General features: G+C 67.1%; 15 protein-coding genes. 4 read left to right on the plus strand and 11 right to left on the minus strand.

What is annotated here, in order from left to right; all coding sequences use genetic code 11:
- The first annotated feature begins 45 nt into the window (after positions 1-45).
- Both ACQR1B_RS18675 and ACQR1B_RS18680 read left to right on the plus strand, forming a co-directional pair.
- The gene (locus ACQR1B_RS18675; protein ID WP_434836108.1) at positions 46-594 is read left to right on the plus strand and encodes a gluconate 2-dehydrogenase subunit 3 family protein; all 549 of its coding nucleotides are present in this window, start codon (positions 46-48) and stop codon (positions 592-594) included.
- A 49-nt stretch (positions 595-643) separates the two neighbouring features.
- Positions 644-2,212, plus strand: coding sequence for a GMC family oxidoreductase (locus ACQR1B_RS18680; protein ID WP_434836107.1), 1,569 nt, complete (start codon positions 644-646; stop codon positions 2,210-2,212).
- Positions 2,213-2,433: 221 nt separating this feature from the next.
- On the opposite strand, the gene ACQR1B_RS18685 is transcribed toward ACQR1B_RS18680, so the two are convergent.
- Entirely contained in the window at positions 2,434-2,745 is a 312-nt protein-coding gene (locus ACQR1B_RS18685) for a ribbon-helix-helix domain-containing protein (protein WP_434836106.1), read from the minus strand.
- 197 nt (positions 2,746-2,942) lie between these two features.
- Between ACQR1B_RS18685 and mutL the strand changes: the two genes are divergently transcribed.
- The gene (mutL, locus tag ACQR1B_RS18690) at positions 2,943-4,790 is read left to right on the plus strand and encodes a DNA mismatch repair endonuclease MutL (RefSeq protein WP_434836105.1); all 1,848 of its coding nucleotides are present in this window, start codon (positions 2,943-2,945) and stop codon (positions 4,788-4,790) included.
- 199 nt (positions 4,791-4,989) lie between these two features.
- On the opposite strand, the gene rsmD is transcribed toward mutL, so the two are convergent.
- On the minus strand, positions 4,990-5,544 hold the full coding sequence (gene rsmD, locus ACQR1B_RS18695) for a 16S rRNA (guanine(966)-N(2))-methyltransferase RsmD (protein ID WP_434836104.1): 555 nt from the start codon (positions 5,542-5,544) through the stop codon (positions 4,990-4,992).
- Positions 5,545-5,553: 9 nt separating this feature from the next.
- A complete protein-coding gene (locus ACQR1B_RS18700; RefSeq protein ID WP_434836103.1) occupies positions 5,554-7,719 on the minus strand; it encodes a pseudouridine synthase in 2,166 nt (721 codons plus the stop codon).
- A 131-nt stretch (positions 7,720-7,850) separates the two neighbouring features.
- Here ACQR1B_RS18700 and ACQR1B_RS18705 point away from each other — a divergent pair, with 131 nt between their 5' ends.
- The gene (locus tag ACQR1B_RS18705; protein ID WP_434836102.1) at positions 7,851-8,297 is read left to right on the plus strand and encodes a nucleoside deaminase; all 447 of its coding nucleotides are present in this window, start codon (positions 7,851-7,853) and stop codon (positions 8,295-8,297) included.
- On the opposite strand, the gene ACQR1B_RS18710 is transcribed toward ACQR1B_RS18705, so the two are convergent.
- The 8 genes from ACQR1B_RS18710 to ACQR1B_RS18745 all read right to left on the minus strand — a co-directional run bounded on the left by ACQR1B_RS18710 (position 8,281) and on the right by ACQR1B_RS18745 (position 17,471).
- Positions 8,281-9,612 carry a cytochrome P450 gene (locus tag ACQR1B_RS18710; RefSeq protein ID WP_434836101.1) on the minus strand — a complete coding sequence of 444 codons (1,332 nt, stop codon included), beginning with the start codon at positions 9,610-9,612 and terminating at the stop codon, positions 8,281-8,283. The genes ACQR1B_RS18705 and ACQR1B_RS18710 overlap by 17 nt on opposite strands.
- The gene (locus ACQR1B_RS18715; RefSeq protein WP_434836100.1) at positions 9,612-10,334 is read right to left on the minus strand and encodes a class I SAM-dependent methyltransferase; all 723 of its coding nucleotides are present in this window, start codon (positions 10,332-10,334) and stop codon (positions 9,612-9,614) included. The genes ACQR1B_RS18710 and ACQR1B_RS18715 overlap by 1 nt, the downstream gene beginning before the upstream one ends.
- Positions 10,331-10,822, minus strand: a complete 492-nt coding sequence (locus tag ACQR1B_RS18720) for a hypothetical protein (RefSeq protein ID WP_434836099.1) — start codon at positions 10,820-10,822, stop codon at positions 10,331-10,333. The genes ACQR1B_RS18715 and ACQR1B_RS18720 overlap by 4 nt, the downstream gene beginning before the upstream one ends.
- Positions 10,823-10,872: 50 nt before the next feature.
- Positions 10,873-14,103 carry an adenylate/guanylate cyclase domain-containing protein gene (locus tag ACQR1B_RS18725; RefSeq protein WP_434836098.1) on the minus strand — a complete coding sequence of 1,077 codons (3,231 nt, stop codon included), beginning with the start codon at positions 14,101-14,103 and terminating at the stop codon, positions 10,873-10,875.
- 164 nt (positions 14,104-14,267) lie between these two features.
- Positions 14,268-15,551 (minus strand): phosphoribosylamine--glycine ligase, encoded by a 1,284-nt coding sequence (purD, locus tag ACQR1B_RS18730; protein WP_434836097.1) that lies wholly within the window; start codon positions 15,549-15,551, stop codon positions 14,268-14,270.
- A gap of 72 nt (positions 15,552-15,623) precedes the next feature.
- A complete protein-coding gene (locus ACQR1B_RS18735; protein WP_434836096.1) occupies positions 15,624-15,938 on the minus strand; it encodes a winged helix-turn-helix domain-containing protein in 315 nt (104 codons plus the stop codon).
- A gap of 5 nt (positions 15,939-15,943) precedes the next feature.
- On the minus strand, positions 15,944-16,492 hold the full coding sequence (locus ACQR1B_RS18740; protein ID WP_434836095.1) for a hypothetical protein: 549 nt from the start codon (positions 16,490-16,492) through the stop codon (positions 15,944-15,946).
- Between the two features lie 13 nt (positions 16,493-16,505).
- A complete protein-coding gene (locus ACQR1B_RS18745; protein WP_434836113.1) occupies positions 16,506-17,471 on the minus strand; it encodes an alpha/beta hydrolase in 966 nt (321 codons plus the stop codon).
- Between the last annotated feature and the right edge of the window lie 33 nt (positions 17,472-17,504).

A 17,504-nucleotide genomic window follows, 5' to 3' on the forward strand; every position in this document is an offset into this window, starting at 1 on the left:
GAACTACGACACGACATAAGTAAAAAACAAACGGAGGAAAGTGCCATGAGAGAAGTCGATCGCCGCAACACATACGACCGCCGCGTCTTTCTCAAGGGCGCGGCCGCGACCGTGCCGGCCGCCGCCGTCGCGTCCGCGACTGGCATCGGCGTCACCGATGCCTGGGCCGAGGATGCCAAGGCGCTGACGCCGGCCACGCTGAAGACGCTGGTGAAGGTCGCGCGCGACATCTACCCGCACGATATGCTGGCGGACCGTTACTACATCACCGCGGTCAAGCCGTGGGACGGCAAGGCCGTGGAGGATGCCGCGGTCAAGGCGATGATCACTGACGGCATCGCCCGGCTCGACCAGGACGCGAAGGACCGCCACAAGGTGCCCTATGCGCAGGTGCCGTGGGAGGCCGACCGCGTCGCGCTGCTGCAGGGCATCGAGCAGACCACCTTCTTCAAGACGCTGCGCGGCGACCTCGTCGTCTCGCTCTACAATCAGAAAGAGCTCTGGCCGAAGTTCGGCTACGAGGGCTCCTCCGCCGAGCATGGCGGCTACATCAACCGTGGCTTCTCCGACATCGACTGGCTGCCCAAAGCCTGACGTCAAGGCCTGACGCCGGCGAACAACAGAAAACACGGAGGACACCACCATGGCAAAATTCGATCAGAACGATTCGAGTGTCGTCGTCATCATCGGCTCGGGCGCCGGCGGCGGCACGCTCGGCAACGAACTCGCGCAGAAGGGCATCAAGGTCGTCATTCTCGAAGCCGGCAATCGCTACGAGATTCCCGACTTCATCAACGACGAATGGGAGAGCTTCACCCAGCTCGCCTGGACCGACATGCGCACCACGTCCGGCAGCTGGCGGGTGGCGAAGGACTTCGCCAATCTGCCGGCCTGGATCGTCAAGGCGGTCGGCGGCTCGACGGTGCACTGGGCCGGCGCCTCGCTGCGCTTCGACGAGCACGAGTTCAAGGCGCGCACCACCTATGGCGGGGTGCCCGGCACGAGCCTGTTGGACTGGCCGGTGACCCTGGCCGAGATGGAGCCGTGGTACGCCAAGGCCGAATTCAAGATGGGCGTGACCCGCACCAACGACATTCCCGGCCTGCCCGGCAACAACAATTTCAAGGTGCTCGAGGCCGGCGCACGGAAGCTCGGCTACAAGACCGTGCACACCGGCAACATGGCGATCAACTCGCAGCCGCGCGACGGCCGCGGCGCCTGCCAGCAGATCGGCTTCTGCTTCCAGGGCTGCAAGTCCGGGGCGAAATGGTCGACGCTCTACACCGAGATCCCGAAGGGCGAGGCCACCGGCAATCTCGAAGTGCGGCCCGGCAGCATGGCGATCAAGATCGAGCATGACGCCTCGGGCAAGGTGACCGGCGTGGTCTATGCCGACGGCCAGGGCAAGATGCAGCTGCAGAAGGCCCGCATCGTCGCGGTCGCCGGCAACTCGATCGAGAGCCCCAGGCTGCTGCTCAACAGCGCCTCGAACCTGTTCCCGGATGGCCTCGCCAACTCATCCGGCCAGGTCGGGCGCAACTACATGCGGCACATGACCGGCAGCGTCTATGCGACGTTCGAAAATCCGGTACACATGTATCGCGGCACCACGATGGCCGGCATCGTCCGTGACGAGGCGGCGTTCAATCCGAAGCGCGGTTTCGTTGGCGGCTACGAGATGGAGACCTTGTCGCTCGGCCTGCCCTTCATGGCCGCGTTCCTCAATCCCGGCGCCTGGGGCCGCAGCTTCACCGCGGCGATGGAGACCTATCCGCGCATGGCCGGCATGTGGCTGGTCGGCGAGGACATGCCGCAGGAGACCAACCGCATCACGCTCGATCCGGCCGCCAAGGACAAGTTCGGCATGCCGGTGGCGTCAGTGCATTTCGACGATCATCCCAATGACGTCGCGATGCGGGCGCATGCCTACAAGCAGGGCTCGGCGATCTACGAGGCGGTCGGCGCCACCGTGACCTATCCGACCACGCCCTACCCCTCGACGCACAATCTCGGCACCAACCGGATGAGCGAGAAAGCGAAGGACGGCGTCGTCAACAAGTTCGGCCAGACCCACGACGTCAAGAACCTGTTCGTCTCCGACGGCAGCCAGTTCACGACCGGCGCGGCGTGCAATCCCACGCTGACCATCGTGGCACTGGCGATCCGGCAAGCCGACTACATCGCGGGCGCGATGCAGAAGAAGGAGATTTGAGGCCGCTTAGTATTATGGGGCACACCCGACACTGCGATCTCGGTCAGCGCCTCCCCCGCCTGCGGGGGAGGTCGCATCGCATCGTGAGATGCGATGCGGGTGGGGGACGCTCAGCAAAGACTGCTGATGATGAAGCTTACGCAGCAAAGACTACCCGTGCGGCGCCCCCACCCCGCCCTCCCCCGCAGGCGGGGGAGGGAGACGAGACAGCGGGGCTGCGGCTACTCCGCGGCGTCCATGATCGCCGCCGCTGTAAACTCCGGCAGCGCCGCGTTCGCCTTCGCCCGATAGATCAGACAGGAGCAGCGCAACAGCGACGCAAAATTCTTCACCTCGCCGTGGTGATCGAGCACCTCGGCGTAGAGCGTGGTCACGAACTTGGCGAGGCTCATGCCTTCCTTGGCGGCGATCTCCTCCAGCGTGTCCCAGAACGACAGTTCGAGCCGGATCGACGTGCTGTGGCCACCGATCCGCAAACTACGGGTCTGCGACTCGTAATCGCGCTGAGGCTGGTGTGCGAACAGATGGCACATGGGTTTCCTCCGGCTGATCGCTATTTTGGCAAAACGATATACTGGCCCCGCCCCCCTCACAATCCCGTTGGAGAACGCGGTATTCGTCTGCCGTGCGGCGTGAAAGGCGCTATTCTGCGCGTCACACATGTGGCGCGACCCGCGTGCCGCCGCGGCGGTTACATTCAACCGTCAGACACCTTACGACAGTCCGTCTCATGCCCGTCCGCCAGCTTCCCGAACAGATCGTCAACCGCATCGCCGCCGGCGAGGTGGTCGAGCGGCCCGCGAGCGTGGTCAAGGAGCTGGTCGAGAACGCGATCGATGCCGGCGCCAGCCGTATCGACATCTTCACCGACGGCGGCGGCCGGCGAAAGATCGCGATATCGGACGATGGCGGCGGCATGACCGCTGATGATCTCGCGCTCGCGGTGGAGCGCCACGCGACCTCCAAGCTCGACGACGAGGACCTGCTGCAGATCAAGACGCTCGGGTTCCGCGGCGAGGCGCTGCCCTCGATCGGCTCGGTGGCGCGGCTGTCGATCACGACGCGGCACAAGAGCGAGCCGCATGCGTGGTCGCTCGTGGTCGACTGCGGCGACAAATCACCGATCGTGCCGGCTGCGCTGAATCAAGGCACCCGCGTCGAGGTCGCCGATCTCTTCCACGCCACGCCGGCGCGGCTGAAGTTCCTGAAGACCGACCGCACCGAGGCCGAGGCGATCCGCGAGGTGGTAAGGCGCCTCGCCATGGCGCGGCCCGACATCGCCTTCACGCTCGCCGGCGAGGAGCGCGCGCCGGTGACCTGGGCCGCCGCTTTGCCCGGCGCCCCCGGACAGCTGACGCGGCTCGGCGACATCCTCGGCGCCGACTTCCGCAGCCATGCGATCGCGGTACGCAGCGTGCGCGAGAGCGTCGCGGTCGAGGGCTTCGCCGCAGCGCCCGCGCTGACCCGCGCCAATGCGCTCGGGCAGTATCTGTTCGTCAACGGCCGCCCCGTGCGCGACAAGCTGATCCTCGGCGCGGTCCGCGCGGCCTATGCCGACTATCTGCCGCGCGACCGCCATCCGGTGGTGGCGCTGTTCGTGACGCTCGATCCGCGCGAGGTCGATGCCAACGTGCATCCGGCCAAGACCGAAGTGCGCTTCCGCAATGCCGGCCTGGTGCGCGCCCTGATCATCCACGCGCTGAAGGAAGGCTTGGCACGCGAGGGCCGCCGCACCGCGGCCAATGACGGCGGCGCGACCATTGCCGCGTTCCGTCCGGCGTTCACGCCGCCGCCGCGGCCCAACATGGGTCCGATGAACTGGGACTGGCAGCGCTCGCCCTCGGCGCCTGCCGCGCCGGTGCCGCGCTATGACGAAGCGGGCGGAATGCCCTCCGCCAGCTTCGGGTTGGCCGAACCGGCGCAGGCCGCGTTCGACGTCGGCACGCCACGCGCCGATCTGCGGCTGCACGAGCAGCCGGCCGCGCCCGATCTGCTCGATCACCCGCTCGGCGCGGCGCGGACCCAGATCCACGACACCTACATCGTGGCGCAGACCCGCGACGGCCTCGTCATCGTCGACCAGCACGCCGCGCATGAGCGCATCGTCTATGAGCGGCTCAAGGCCTCGCTGGCGGCGCACGGCGTGCAGCGGCAGATCCTGCTGATCCCGGACATCGTCGAGCTCGACGAAGCGACCGTCGAGTCGCTGCTCGCGCGGACTGATGAGCTCGCCTCGTTCGGGCTGGCGATCGAATCCTTCGGCCCCGGCGCGGTCGCGGTGCGCGAGACGCCGTCGTTGCTCGGCAAGATCAATGCGGCCGGGCTGCTGCGCGATCTCGCCGAGCACATGGAGGAATGGGGCGAGGCGCTGCCTCTGGAGCGCCGCCTGATGCATGTCGCCGCCACCATGGCCTGCCACGGCTCGGTCCGCGCCGGCCGCCGCCTCAAGCCGGAGGAGATGAACGCGCTCTTGCGCGAGATGGAGGACACGCCGAACTCCGGCCAGTGCAATCACGGCCGCCCGACCTATGTCGAGCTCAAGCTCGCCGACGTCGAGAAGCTGTTCGGGAGGAGGTAGGAAGACGACTTCGTCAACGACCAATCCGGTGTCGTCCCGGGCAAGCCGTAGCGGCGCAACGCGCCGCGGAGGCGCAGACCCGGGACCCACACGCCGCAGCAGAAGTGAGCGAAAAGATCGGCGTGGCGAGCAGCACGCATCCCAACGTGATCCTGTGGCTATGGGCCCCCGCGTTCGCAGGGGCGACAGCGAGCGAGGATCAGGAGCTGCGCAAAAAAACGAACTCGGTGTCGTCATAGGCGCGGCGTTCGAGCTCTTCGAACCCGTCGGGCGCCGTGAACGCCGCGGCTTTCGACTCCTCCACGACCAGCAGCGCCGACGGCACCAGCCAGCCGCCGTCGCGCAGCGAGGCCAGCGCCTTGTCGGCCAGGCCCCGGCCGTAAGGCGGGTCGAGAAACACCAGCGCGAACGGCTCGACCGGATGTGCCGGGCCGAGATCGGTGGCGTCGCGGCGATAGACCTTGGTCACGCCGCCGAGTCCGAGCGCCTCGACATTGTTGCGCAGCAGCGCGCGCGCCTCGGCGCCGTTGTCGACGAACAACGTGAACAATGCGCCGCGCGACACCGCCTCGATGCCGAGCGCGCCCGTGCCGGCGAACAGATCGAGCACCCGCGCGCCGTCGATCGGATCGTCGTAGGCGTGGACGAGGATGTTGAACAGCGCCTCGCGCAGCCGGTCCTGGGTCGGCCGGATGTCGCGCGAGACGGGCGAGGCGATGTTGCGGCCCTTCAGCCGTCCACCGACGACACGCATCGCACCACCCTACTCGTCCAGCGGCGTGATATCGCGCTTGCCGTGATAGCCGCGCTTCGGCCGCCGCGGCGGGCCGTAGCCGGCCGCCTCGTTCTCGTTGCGCGCACGCGCCTCGTCGCTGCCGGTCCGCTGCACCAGCACGCGGCGGCCCTTGCGGTCGGCGACGACCTCGCGCTTCGGCTTGGGTTTCGGATCCGGCAACGGCTCGCGATTGGACCTGCTGCCGCCCGGTCCGAGATCGGCGCCCGACTGTGCGATCACCTTCTCGCCGAGCTGCTCGCGCAGCACCCGGGTCTTGACCTCAGCCACCTCGCCCTCGGAAAGCTCCAGCAGCTGGAAAGGGCCGTAGGAGACGCGGATCAGCCGGTTCACGTCGAGGCCGAGATGGCCGAGCACGTTGCGCACCTCGCGGTTCTTGCCTTCGCGGATCGCAACGACGAGCCAGACATTGGCGCCCTGGTCGCGCTCCAAGGTCGCTTCGATCGGACCGTATTTGACCCCGTCGACCTCGACACCCGCGGCGAGCTGATCGAGCTGGCCCTGCGTGATCTCGCCATGGGCACGGACGCGATAGCGCCGCGTCCAGCCGGTGTCGGGCAGTTCGAGCACGCGCGCCAGCCCGCCATCATTGGTGAGCAGCAGCAGGCCCTCGGTGTTGAAGTCGAGCCGGCCGATCGAGATCAGGCGCGGCAGGCCCTCGGGCAGATTGTCGAACACGGTCGGGCGGCCCTCGGGGTCGCTGTGCGTCGTCATCAGCCCGCGCGGCTTGTGATACAGGAACAGGCGTGTGCGCTCGCGCTCCGGCAGCGGCGCGCCGTCGATCTGGATGACGTCGTTCTCGGTGACGTCGAGCGCGGGCGAGTTGATGACGCGGCCGTTCACGGTGACGCGCCCCTGCGTCACCATCTCCTCGGCGTCCCGGCGCGAGGCGAGACCGGCGCGGGCCAGCACCTTGGCGATGCGCTCGCCGGTCTTGCCGGGCTTCGGTGCCTCGTCGGGCACGACGCGCTTCACGCGCTTCTCGGTCTCGGGCTTGCGCTCGCGATACGGACCACGGCCGCCAAACGCCGGGCGCTTGGCGAAGACCTTGCTGTCATCCTCATTGTCGCGGCGCGGCCGCTCCGTGAAGCCGTCGCCGCGGCGCTCGCTGCGCGGATGCTCCTGCCAGTCGGTCCGCCCCTCGGGACGGCGACGCGGCCGGTCGGCGCCACGATCATCATCGCGATCGCGCGGACGATCGAACTTCGGCCTGTCGAACTTAGGCCGATCAAATTTGGGCCGGTCGAATTTCGGACGATCGTCCTGGCTGCGCTCGGTACGCGGACGATCGAAGCTGCGGCCGCCGTCGCGCGGCGGACGCGCGCCGCGGTCCGGACGATCGCCATCGGCGCCCCGCTTCTGCCACGGCTTGGTCTCGCCACGGGCGGGACGATCGCCGAACTCCTTGCGCGGCCCGCGCGGGCCCGCTCCGAACTTGCGCTCGCCACGTTCGCCGTCGGCACCGCGCGAAAAATTCCTGTCGCCGCCGAACTTCCGTTCCGGCCGATCGCCGCTGCGCTGCGGACGGTCGCTGAAGCTGCGCTCCGCGCGCGGCCGGTCGCCACGGTCGCGGGCGCCTTCGCCGCGCGGCGTGTATGGCCGCTTGTCGCCATCGCGCTCCCGCGGAGCGTAGGGCTTGCGCTCGCCGAACTTGCGCTCGGAGGAGCGCGCCGCGGGCCGCGCCTCGTCGCGATCGGTGCGCGGGGTGTAGGGACGCTTGCTGCCGCCGCGCTCGTCGCGATCGAATTTCGGCCGGTCACCGCGCGGCTTGAAGGCGCGCTTCTCGCCATCCTCGCCACGCGGAGGACGCGCGGCAAACGGCCGGTCGCCACGCGGCCGCTCGTCGCGGTCGAAGCGCGGCTTGTCGCCAAAGGATTTGCTGCCGAAGGATTTGCGCGGCGCATCGCCGTCCTCGCGGCGGCGCGGTGCGCGGCCCTCGTCGAAGGACCGCTTGCCGCCGTCGCGCTTCCCGAAGCTCTTGCCGGCACCATCCTTGGGACCGGCACCGCGCTTGGCGAACTTCTTCTCCGGCCCGCGTGCGGCGCCCGAGCGTCCTTTGGCCCCCTCGGACCGCCCCCGCGGGGGGCCGCCGCGGCGGCCGCGGGAATCGTTGTCTTTGTCGGTGTCGCGGGGCATGAAGGTCTCACTTTGAGGTGCGGGACGTCGCGTGGTACGCGCGCTCTGAGCAGCGCCTGTCACGCGGGAAATCGAGGTCCGGTTTTGCTGAAGGGCGATGCAGTAGCAGACTTGTCCGGGCATTACGAGCCATGAACAGCCCCTCTTTCATGGATTTGGCGCTCGAAGTGGCCGAATCGGCCGCAATTTCCGGTGAGGTACCGATCGGCTGCGTCGTGGTGCGGGAGCATCAGGTCATCGCCACCGCGTCCAACCGGACCCTGACCGACCGCGACCCGACAGCCCATGCCGAGATCCTGGCGCTACGGCAGGCCGCGCGGGTGATCGGCAGCGAGCGGCTGGTCGATTGCGACCTCTACGTCACGCTGGAGCCGTGCACGATGTGCGCGGGCGCCATTTCTTTCGCCCGCATCCGCCGGCTGTATTATGGCGCGGCCGATGCCAAGGGCGGCGCGGTCGAGTCCGGCGTCCGCTTCTTCGCCTCCCCCACCTGCCACCATGCACCGGAGATCTATTCGGCGGTCGGCGAGCAGCAGGCGGCGCAGCTGCTCAAGGAGTTCTTCAAGGCGCGGCGCTGAGGCCCCGTTTCGCCGCGTCACGAGGAGCGCGAAAGGCGATGCGGATGGGAAGGCTGGAGACGCCGCTCATGAACTGAGACTGCACCCGGCGCACGCGGCCGGCCAATTCAATCCGCTCGGTGCGGCGCATCAGCTCGGCGAACATCGCGCGCATCTGCATCCGCGCCAGCTGCAGCCCCATGCAGATGTGCGGACCGCGGCCGAAGGCGATATGCGGGTTCGGGCTGCGATCGATCCGGAAAGAGCCGGCGTCCTCGAACACCGCCTCGTCGCGATTGGCAGCGTGGAAGAACAGCGCCAGCGCCTCGCCTTCGCGAATCGGCTGGCCGGCCAACTCAGTATCGCAGACGGCGGTGCGCATGAAATGGCGCACCGGCGTGGTCCAGCGCAGCATCTCCTCGATGGCGCTATCCATCAGCTCCGGCTCTTCGCGCAGCCGCGCCAACCGATCGGGCGCCGCGAGCAGCGCCTCCAGGCCGCCGGACAAAGCGAGCGCCGTGGTGTCGTGGCCCGCAGTCACGAGCAGGATGAAGTAGGAGATCAGCTCGTAATGCGGCATCGGCTGGCCATGCGGCGCGGCATTGGCGATCACACTGGCGAGATCGTCGCGCGGCCTGGCGCGGCGATCGGCGACGATCGCTTCGAAATAGTCGCGCAGCGCCAGCATCGCCATGCGCATCGTCTCACCGGGCGATTCCGCAAGGCGCCGCTGCGGGTCCTCCGCGCCGACGAAAGCCTGGGCCAGCCGTGCCAGCCGTACGTCATCGGTTTCCGGCGTGCCCAGCATGCGGCCGATGACGCGGAAGGTGAACGGCAGCGCCACGTCGACGGCGAAGTCGCAAGGCGCACCGCGCGCAGCCACGCGATCGATGATCTCGGCCGCCCATCCCGACAGCCAGGCCTCCATCTCGCGCAGCGCCGGCGGCGCGAAAGCGCCCTGGATGATGGCGCGATAAGCACCGTGATCGGGTGGATCCATCTCGGTCAGGCTGCGCACCAGCTGCGGCTTGCCGGTCACGCGCTGCAGCACCGCCTCGGAGGTCTCGCTCGCGAGATAGGTCCGCGGGCCCGCCGCGAATTCCCGGCCGCGCGTCTCCATGGACACGATGTCGGCGTGGCGCGTGACGGCCCAGAACGGGCGCACCCCCGGTCGTTCGACCCAATGCAGCGGCGCATTCCGGCGCAGCAGCGCGCAGGCGCGCTCCAGCTGCGCGGGGTTGGCATGCCCCCGCGAGGAGATCAGCACGTCGACCGCGCGCTCGATGGCGACGCTGCGTCGATCGGCCTTCGAAGATGGCAGCGGAGTTGCGGACATCAGTGCGACGGACACGCCGTCGGCTGTGCAGCCTCGGGCCTGCGCCGCACCAAGAGCGTGAACTCCTTCATGCCGTAGTTGCTGACGACCTCGACCTGCGCGTCGAGCTGATGTTCGCAATAGGCGGCCCAGCCGTCGGGCGTCGTCCGATAGAGGCGCGACGCAGTCGACTCGCCGTCCCATTCGCCGTCGCCGGCCCGCATGAAATTGACGGCAAAGCCGCGCCGGCTGGCCGCGAACATGCGCTGCAACATGGCCCTGACGTAGTCTTCCCAGGCCTGCCGCGAATAGCCGACATTGACGTTCATGATGCCCGAGGCGACCGAATAGTCGGCGATGCGCGGGCTTTCCGCCGCCACGACGAAGCGCCGCCGCGGTCCGGAAAAGCGCCTCCGCGCCCGGCTGATCATGGCGCGGGACAGGTCGATGCCGAGATAGTCGATCTCACAGGATGGAAAGCGCGCCGCGAGAAACGGCACCAGCGCGCCATAGCCGCAGCCGATGTCGTCGAGGCTGAACGGCGCCGACACATCGCACAGCTTCATCAGTTGCACGAAGCGCAGCCCCTGCGTCGCCTCGCACGACCAGTCCACACCGCGCGGCGTCGCACCATGACGCGCGACGCACGCGGAGTAGTAGGCATCGACGTCCGCCTCGATCGCACCGAAGATCGGACCGGCCGGTCGAGCATTCCCGACGCGACGGCCCGGATTTCCCGTCACTTCTTGCGCTTCTCGACGCGCCTTGTCCGCGCGGTCTCAGCCGCCTGCTTGCGTGCCTCGCGGCCCGGCGTCGTCGGAATCGAGATGATGACGTGCGTGTCGAGCGAGAAGATGATGGGACGCCCCTCCGATACGGTCACGCGGGGATCTTGTGCCGCGGAGTGGCAGACGATCGAGACCGGCAGCGGCTTTTCGGATTCGAGATCGTCCTTGAACGCCTGGATCACACGATCATGCCCGTTCACGTTGGGAAGGTCCGACGGGTACGTCTTGAGAAAGTCGAGGAATTTGTACCAGCGCCGCCGCTCGGACCAATCGGACGGCACGATGCCAAGCAGAGCAAACGACTGTTGCAGACCGTGACTACGCGAGAAGACTCCGAATTCCCGTTGCAGCTCAACCATTTCAGCCAAGGCTTCAGCGTCGAACCGCCTGTTCAGCTGCACGACGATATCAAGCGTCGTGCTGTCCTTAATCATCGCGCCCATTGCCATCCCCTAATTAAATCGCCACGTAAAACGACGGTACTCTGCGTGAGTCACCGGGCATGTTCAAGGGTGGATCGCAACTTCATCAACAGCGGTCGATAGAGTCCGGCAGCCGAAACATCTAACAAGCGCTCCGATTGAGCTAACAATTCGTACGCCTCTTCGTCGTTGCGAAGCGCAGAGTTCGACGCGCGAATGAGGCCACTCAGCAGTGATCCCTGCAACTCGGCGATCCGGTCCGTGCGCCGCTGACCGAGATCGATCGCCTGCCGGGCAACGTGGAGCGCTTCGTCGAGGCGGCCAGCACGGAAAAGCAGATCGGCATGACCCGCAAGCATGCGCGCCTCGAATTCTAGCGCCGCCTTGGCCTGACGCGCGAAGGCAATCGTGTCGTGCAGCCTGTCGACGGCCGCAGCCAGATCGTTGGCGGCCGCATCCGAGAGGCTAAGGCAAAGAAGAGCCAGAACGCGGATGTAGGGCATGCCCGATTGTTCGGCGATGTCGGACACGCAGGCGGCGTGCTGACGTAGCAGATCGTCCTGGCCGCGCGCCCAGGCCAGCTCGACCGACGCGAAATGCGGAATGAAGCGAACCACGGGCGCCATCTGGGCAGCATCGGCTCGCAAGAGCTCGGCCAGCAGGGCATCAACCTCGGCAAAATGCCCGATTTGAATCAGGGTCCGCGCCTTCAGGCATTTGATCCAGTACTCGATGTCGAAACCGAGGAGCTGATTGGGGTTCAAGCCCAGCGTGACATTGCTGTCGACGCCTCTCCGTTTCGAGATCGCAGCATCCGCGGTCTCGACGGCACTCAATGCTTCGTTGAGACGCCCCGACATGAAGAAGGCCTGTGCGAGCATTGCGCTGACCGTCGCGTAAATGTCGATGTCGCCTTCTTCGAAGGTCAGGTCGACCGCGTTCCGTGCCAGATTGACGTAGTCGTCGACTGCACCGGTCGAGGCAAGAACTCGCCCGTAAGCGCCGATGATGAGCGGCTCATGCATCTTGTCCGAGGACCGGGCATATCGCAGCGCCTCTTCGGCAAAAGGCTTGACCTCCTCGGCAGAGATGCCCTCGCGCCATCCGCAGTTGAGGATCTGGGCGCTGGCCAACGCTCGCAATCGATCGACGTGCTCCGATTGCGGCAAGACCTGCAACATGGCACGAATCTTCTTCCACAGCCGCAGCGCCTCCGCGGTGTTGGTGCGGCCGATCCAGCGTGCGGCACGCTGCAGATGCTCGACGGCCTGCATGGTCTGGCCGGCGAACTCGTAATGCGAGGCGATCAGGGCGGCGAACTCGTCCTGCGCGCCCCAATCGAGCGCCTCGATCGCCTTCGCCACGGCGGCGTGGACGGAGCTCAGCCGGGACCGCAGCTGCATCGAATAGGCCACCTCCTGAATCATCGGATGGCGAAAGGCGAGCACGCCCATGTCGAACGGCGGCAGGTCGTAGAGAAGATCGGCCTGTCTCAGCTGAGCCAGCGCGTCGAACAGCTCAGCCTCGGCGAGCCCCGTCACCGGCTTGAGCACCGCGAGCGCGACCGAACGGCCGATCACGGCCGCCGTCTCCAGCACGTTCTTGGCGGCTTCGCTGAGTCGATCGATGCGGGCCGCCACGACGGCGTGCACGGTGGGCGGCAGTGGAATCGGACTGATGCCGCCCTTCAGCCGGTAGGCGCCGCGCTCGCCCTCGAAACCGCCGCTCTCGGAGACCGCGCTGGCGAGTTCCTCGAGGAAGAACGGATTGCCCTGTGCGCGCTCGACGATGTCGCCGGCCAGCGCTTCCAGCGATGGATCGTCGCCGAACACCCCCCGCAGCAATTCGCGCGCCTCGGGCGAGGCGAGCGGGACGATGTGCAGTTCGTGAAACGGCGCCTGCTGCATGAAGAAGGCGGCGAAGCCGGGCCTGTAGTTGACGACCAGCAGCGTCTTGGTGCCGATCGTGGCCTCGGCCAGCGCTTCGACGAACTCCTCGCTCGCCTCGTCGATCCAGTGCAGGTCCTCGATCAGAATGACCATGGCGCTGTCGGCAGGCGCGGAACGGAACAACGTCTTGAACACCTGCAGGAGGCGCGTCTTGAATACGCCGGGATCGAGCCGTAGCGCAGCGCGCGTCGGATCGGCGAGGCCCATGAAGTCGAGCAGCAGCACCAGCGCCGTATCCGGGATCCCGATCGCCTCGAGCCTTTCGACCACGCGCTGCCGCGACGTCTCGACCGGCTCCTTGGGCCTGATGCCGAAGAAGTCGCGCAGGAGTTCGAGCACCGGCTGAAACGGCGTGACGCGGCCATGCGCCAGCACGCGCGCCTCATAGACGCGGATGCCCTGGCGGCGGCAGTGCTCGGCGAACTCGAAGCACAGCCGGCTCTTGCCGATGCCGGCCTCGCCGACGATGCCGACCACGGCCCCGCGCGCCGCCAGCACGTTGTCGAGCTCGCGTGCGAGAACCGCGAGCTGGGCGTTGCGGCCGATGAGCGGCAACAGCCGCTGCCCGCTGCGGAAGACATCGCTCGCCGGCGCGTTGAGGCGGCCGATCAGTTTGTAGATCGTGACCGGCGAGGCTATTCCGCGCACCGTATGCGTGCCGAGCGACTCGGCTTCCACGAATTGCCGGGCGCCGGCGTAGGTCTCCTTGCTGATCAGAATGGTCCCGGGCTCGGCCATGTGCTCGAGACGGTTGGCGAGGTGGACGTTGGCGCCGGCTGCGTCATAGGTCTGGTACATGCTGTTTTCGACGACCTGGACGATGACCTCGCCGGTGTGCAGCCCAACGCGGACCTGCAGGCGCGGGTCGGCCAGGCGGCCGATCGAGTCCTGCATCGCCAGCGCCCCGAGACAGCCGCGCACCGCATGATCCTCGTGCGGCACCGGCGCGCCGAACAGGGCCATGACGCCGTCGCCCTGCGTCTTGTTGACGACGCCGTCATAGCGGTGGACCGCCTCCTTCATGAGGTTGAGCACCGGATCGAGCCGCTGCATCGCGAGCTCGGGATCGCCGAGACTGTCGATCAGCTGGGTCGAGTCGCGAATGTCGGCAAACAGAATGGTGAGTCGCTTGCGCTCGCCGCCCTTGCTGCTCAGCGTCCGCAGCACCCGCTGTGCGTTCTGATCAGGCTGAGCGAGCCGCCCCGGCAGCAGTGAACCGCATTGGCCGCAGAAGCGATTCGACAGCGAGTTCATGTGACTGCAGGCCTCACATTTGAGGCCGAGCGGCTCACCGCAGAGTTCGCACGAAGCTCTCTCCGGCTGATTCTGGTTTCCGCAGCGCGCGCATTTCATGGCCCCTCCGTTCCCCGGCGGAACTGACCCATCCGATCAAGGCATGAGACTTATGGAACTGCCACAATTTTCACGGGAAACATAGTCTGAACGAGAGATTGGCAACGGTGTCGAAATCGGGAACTGGAATCGCCGCGGCCGCTCGCCGGCACCGGCGCCGTTTCTCAGCCGTCGCCACGCTCCTGCGCCACCGCCTGCCACGCGATGTCGCGTCGACAGAAGCCGTCGGCCCAGCGGATGCGGTCGACGGCGCGATAGGCCTGCTGCTGCGCTTCGCCGACTGTCTTGCCGGAAGCGCAGACGTTCAGGACGCGCCCTCCATTGGCAACGATCGCACCGTCCTTGGCCACCGTGCCGGCATGAAAGATCTCGACGCCGTCGATCTTGGCGGCCTCATCCAGTCCTTCGATCACGCTCCCCTTCTTGTAGTCACCGGGATAGCCGTTCGCCGCCATCACCACGGTGACGGCCGCGTCGGGAAACCAGCGCAGATCGAAATTCTTCAATTGCCCGTCGCAGGAGGCCAGAATGGCGGGCACCAGATCGGACATCATCCGCAACATCAGCACTTGGCACTCCGGATCGCCGAAGCGCACGTTGTATTCGAACAGCTTGGGACCCTGGGCCGTCAGCATCAGGCCGGCGTAGAGCACGCCCTTGAACGGCGTCCCGCGTGCATTCATGCCGGCGATGGTCGGAAGAATGATCCGATTCATGATGTCGTCATGAATCGCCTGCGTCACGAACGGCGTCGGCGAATACGCCCCCATGCCGCCAGTGTTCGGTCCCTGATCGTGATCGAACACCCGCTTGTGATCCTGCGCCGACGCCAGCGGGATCGCGGTTTCGCCGTCGCACAGCGCGAAGAACGAGACCTCGCGGCCTTCGAGAAACTCCTCGATGACCACCTCGGCGCCGGCGGCGCCGAAGCCGCCGTCGAACATCATCCTGACGGCGTCCTCGGCCTCGGTCAGGGTCTTCGCGACGACCACGCCCTTGCCGGCCGCGAGGCCATCGGCCTTCACGACGATTGGCGCGCCGTGCTCGCGGACATAGGCCAGCGCCTCCGGCGCATTGTCGAAGCGGCAATAGGCGCCGGTCGGGATGCCGTACTCGGCGCAGAGATCCTTGGTGAAGCCCTTGGAGCCCTCGAGCTGGGCGGCGAGCCTGCTCGGCCCGAAAATCTTGATGCCGGCGGCCCCGACGTCATCGACGATGCCGGCCGCGAGCGGCGTCTCCGGCCCCACCACCACCAGGTCGACCTTGTTCGCCCTGCAGAAATCGATCACGGCGGCATGATCGGTCACGTCGAGCGCGACGCATTCGGCCTCCTTGGCGATGCCGGCATTGCCCGGCGCGCACCAGAGCTTGGTGAGCAGCGGCGACCCGGCGATCTTCCAGGCGAGAGCGTGTTCGCGGCCGCCGGAACCAATGAGGAGAATGTTCATGATCGATGCCGTCGCAGGAATGTGGGCCGATTTGGGACGCCCCAATTGCCCGGCCGTCGCAACAGAGTCAAATCATGCATCGGGCGGTTTTACGGCGGCGCCGGCGATGATGTCCTGCAGGCTCGCCACATGGCGGGCGAAGGCGGTCCGGCCGCCGGCGGCCAGCGTCACGGTGGTCTGCGGCTTCTTGCCGACGAAGGCCTTGTCGATGGTGACGTAGCCGACCCGGGCCAGGGTGTCGATATGGGCCCCGAGATTGCCGTCGGTGGCGCCGGTCAGCTTCTTCAGCCGTGCGAATTCGAGCCCCGTCCCTGCGGGCAGCGCATTCAGGGCCGCCATGATCCTGAGCCGCAGCGGCTGGTGGATGATCTCGTCGAACGCCGCCAACGCCGCTAGCTCCGCCGCATCCACAGGCCACCGATGATCAGGCCGCCGCCATTGACGAACGCCATCCACAGCGGGAACGCCGCGCCGATGAAGGCATAGCCGATCAGGGTCAGCGCCGTGACGACGAGCCCGAAGACCGTGAACGCGATGCCGAACCACAGGCCGGCGAGAGCGTAGAACAGCATGAAATAGATCGGCCAGAACGCGCCCATCTCACGCGGCCCGAAACGGCCGATCGCCTCGACGAAGAAGCCGAAGGCAAAGAACATGACGAAGGCAAGCAGCGCCCTGACATCGAAGCTGCGCACCCCCGAACGCGCCTTTTCGGCCGCGCCCAATCCGACCGAGCCGGCAATGCCGAGGACATAGACCGACAGCCAGGCCTTGTCGGCGTAGGACGGCGTCAGATAGGTCACGAGATTGCCGACGAAGACCAGCGCGCCCCACAGGATCATCATCAGGCTGGAGAGCCGGTAGATCTGCGATGTTCGGACGCGCCGGGTGATGTCCTCAATGTCATCCAGCGCACGCGCGGCTTCCAGGCTGTCGATCATGCGGATTGAACCTCTAGCGCGTGGCCACGTCCTCGGCGATCGCACTGACGGCCTGCGGCGCCGACACGATCGCCATGTGATTGACGCCTGCGATCAGCTTCACGTCAACACCGGGCACGACGGCATGCACGGCATCGGCATATTTGTCGGCGAGCATCAGCTCGTCGTCGGCGCCGGCGATCAAGGTGACCGGGTGCTTTGCCGCCGCGAGATCGGCCTTGTAGCCGCGCGTCGCGAAATTGCGCAGCAGCCGATAGCTATAGGTCGAAACGACGTATTTCTCCGCGTTTGGCCTGACGGCAAAGGCCAAAGCCGGCAGCGCCTCGCAGCATGACAGGCCGACGCGGTTCAGCACGGCGAGAGCGAGGATGCGCGGAATGTCGGGGCTGGCCCAGCCGCCGGAATTGTCGCGGTTGGTCGGCGCGTCATAGCCGAGATAGGGCGAGAGCAGGATGGTACGCGCGAACAAGTCCTGGATCGGCGCGGTGGCCGCGCGCAGCGCGAAGCCGCCGCCGGCCGAATGCCCGAGCAGCACGATCGGCTGGGTCGGTACGGTCTTTCTGACCTCTGCGACGAGATCGGCCAGATCGTCCTCGAGCTGCCCGAGATAGCCGATGTCGCCACGGGTGCCGGAGCCGCCATGGCCGCGGATGTCGGGCGCGAAGGTGTCGATGCCGCGGCCGGCGAGCCCGTCCGCCAGCGCATGCACGGCGACGCTGGAGCCGGACGAGCCGTGGACCAATACGGCGACCTTGCCGACCGGGGTCGCCCGCGCCGGATAATGGCGATAGGCGAGCTCGGTCCCGTCTCGGGCGCTGAACCGCTGCAGCGCAGGCATGGTGCTGCGGTCGACGCGGCCGGCGGTTTCCGAGATCGATGTCAGCTCGGGCGGCCGCACCAGGGGCGAAGCGATCATCGCGACCAGAACCAGCGCAACGGCCCCGGCGAGGCCCAGTCCCCAGGCGACCAGCCGGCCCATGACCTTGATGATCCTCCGCATGCGTACCCTCTC

The organism is Bradyrhizobium oligotrophicum (assembly GCF_051168495.1).
In the GTDB taxonomy this organism is placed as follows: domain Bacteria; phylum Pseudomonadota; class Alphaproteobacteria; order Rhizobiales; family Xanthobacteraceae; genus Bradyrhizobium; species Bradyrhizobium oligotrophicum_A.

Excerpts from the sequence above, each read along its gene's own strand:
- ACQR1B_RS18680 (WP_434836107.1), top strand. The coding sequence starts at position 644 with ATGGCAAAATTCGATCAGAACGATTCGAGTGTCGTCGTCATCATCGGC.
- ACQR1B_RS18685 (WP_434836106.1), bottom strand. The coding sequence starts at position 2,745 with ATGTGCCATCTGTTCGCACACCAGCCTCAGCGCGATTACGAGTCGCAG.
- ACQR1B_RS18725 (WP_434836098.1), bottom strand. The coding sequence starts at position 14,103 with ATGAAATGCGCGCGCTGCGGAAACCAGAATCAGCCGGAGAGAGCTTCG.
- purD (WP_434836097.1), bottom strand. The coding sequence starts at position 15,551 with ATGAACATTCTCCTCATTGGTTCCGGCGGCCGCGAACACGCTCTCGCC.
- ACQR1B_RS18745 (WP_434836113.1), bottom strand. The coding sequence starts at position 17,471 with ATGGGCCGGCTGGTCGCCTGGGGACTGGGCCTCGCCGGGGCCGTTGCG.
- ACQR1B_RS18705 (WP_434836102.1), top strand. The coding sequence starts at position 7,851 with ATGAACAGCCCCTCTTTCATGGATTTGGCGCTCGAAGTGGCCGAATCG.
- ACQR1B_RS18720 (WP_434836099.1), bottom strand. The coding sequence starts at position 10,822 with ATGGGCGCGATGATTAAGGACAGCACGACGCTTGATATCGTCGTGCAG.
- ACQR1B_RS18710 (WP_434836101.1), bottom strand. The coding sequence starts at position 9,612 with ATGTCCGCAACTCCGCTGCCATCTTCGAAGGCCGATCGACGCAGCGTC.
- ACQR1B_RS18675 (WP_434836108.1), top strand. The coding sequence starts at position 46 with ATGAGAGAAGTCGATCGCCGCAACACATACGACCGCCGCGTCTTTCTC.
- ACQR1B_RS18700 (WP_434836103.1), bottom strand. The coding sequence starts at position 7,719 with ATGCCCCGCGACACCGACAAAGACAACGATTCCCGCGGCCGCCGCGGC.
- mutL (WP_434836105.1), top strand. The coding sequence starts at position 2,943 with ATGCCCGTCCGCCAGCTTCCCGAACAGATCGTCAACCGCATCGCCGCC.
- rsmD (WP_434836104.1), bottom strand. The coding sequence starts at position 5,544 with ATGCGTGTCGTCGGTGGACGGCTGAAGGGCCGCAACATCGCCTCGCCC.
- ACQR1B_RS18740 (WP_434836095.1), bottom strand. The coding sequence starts at position 16,492 with ATGATCGACAGCCTGGAAGCCGCGCGTGCGCTGGATGACATTGAGGAC.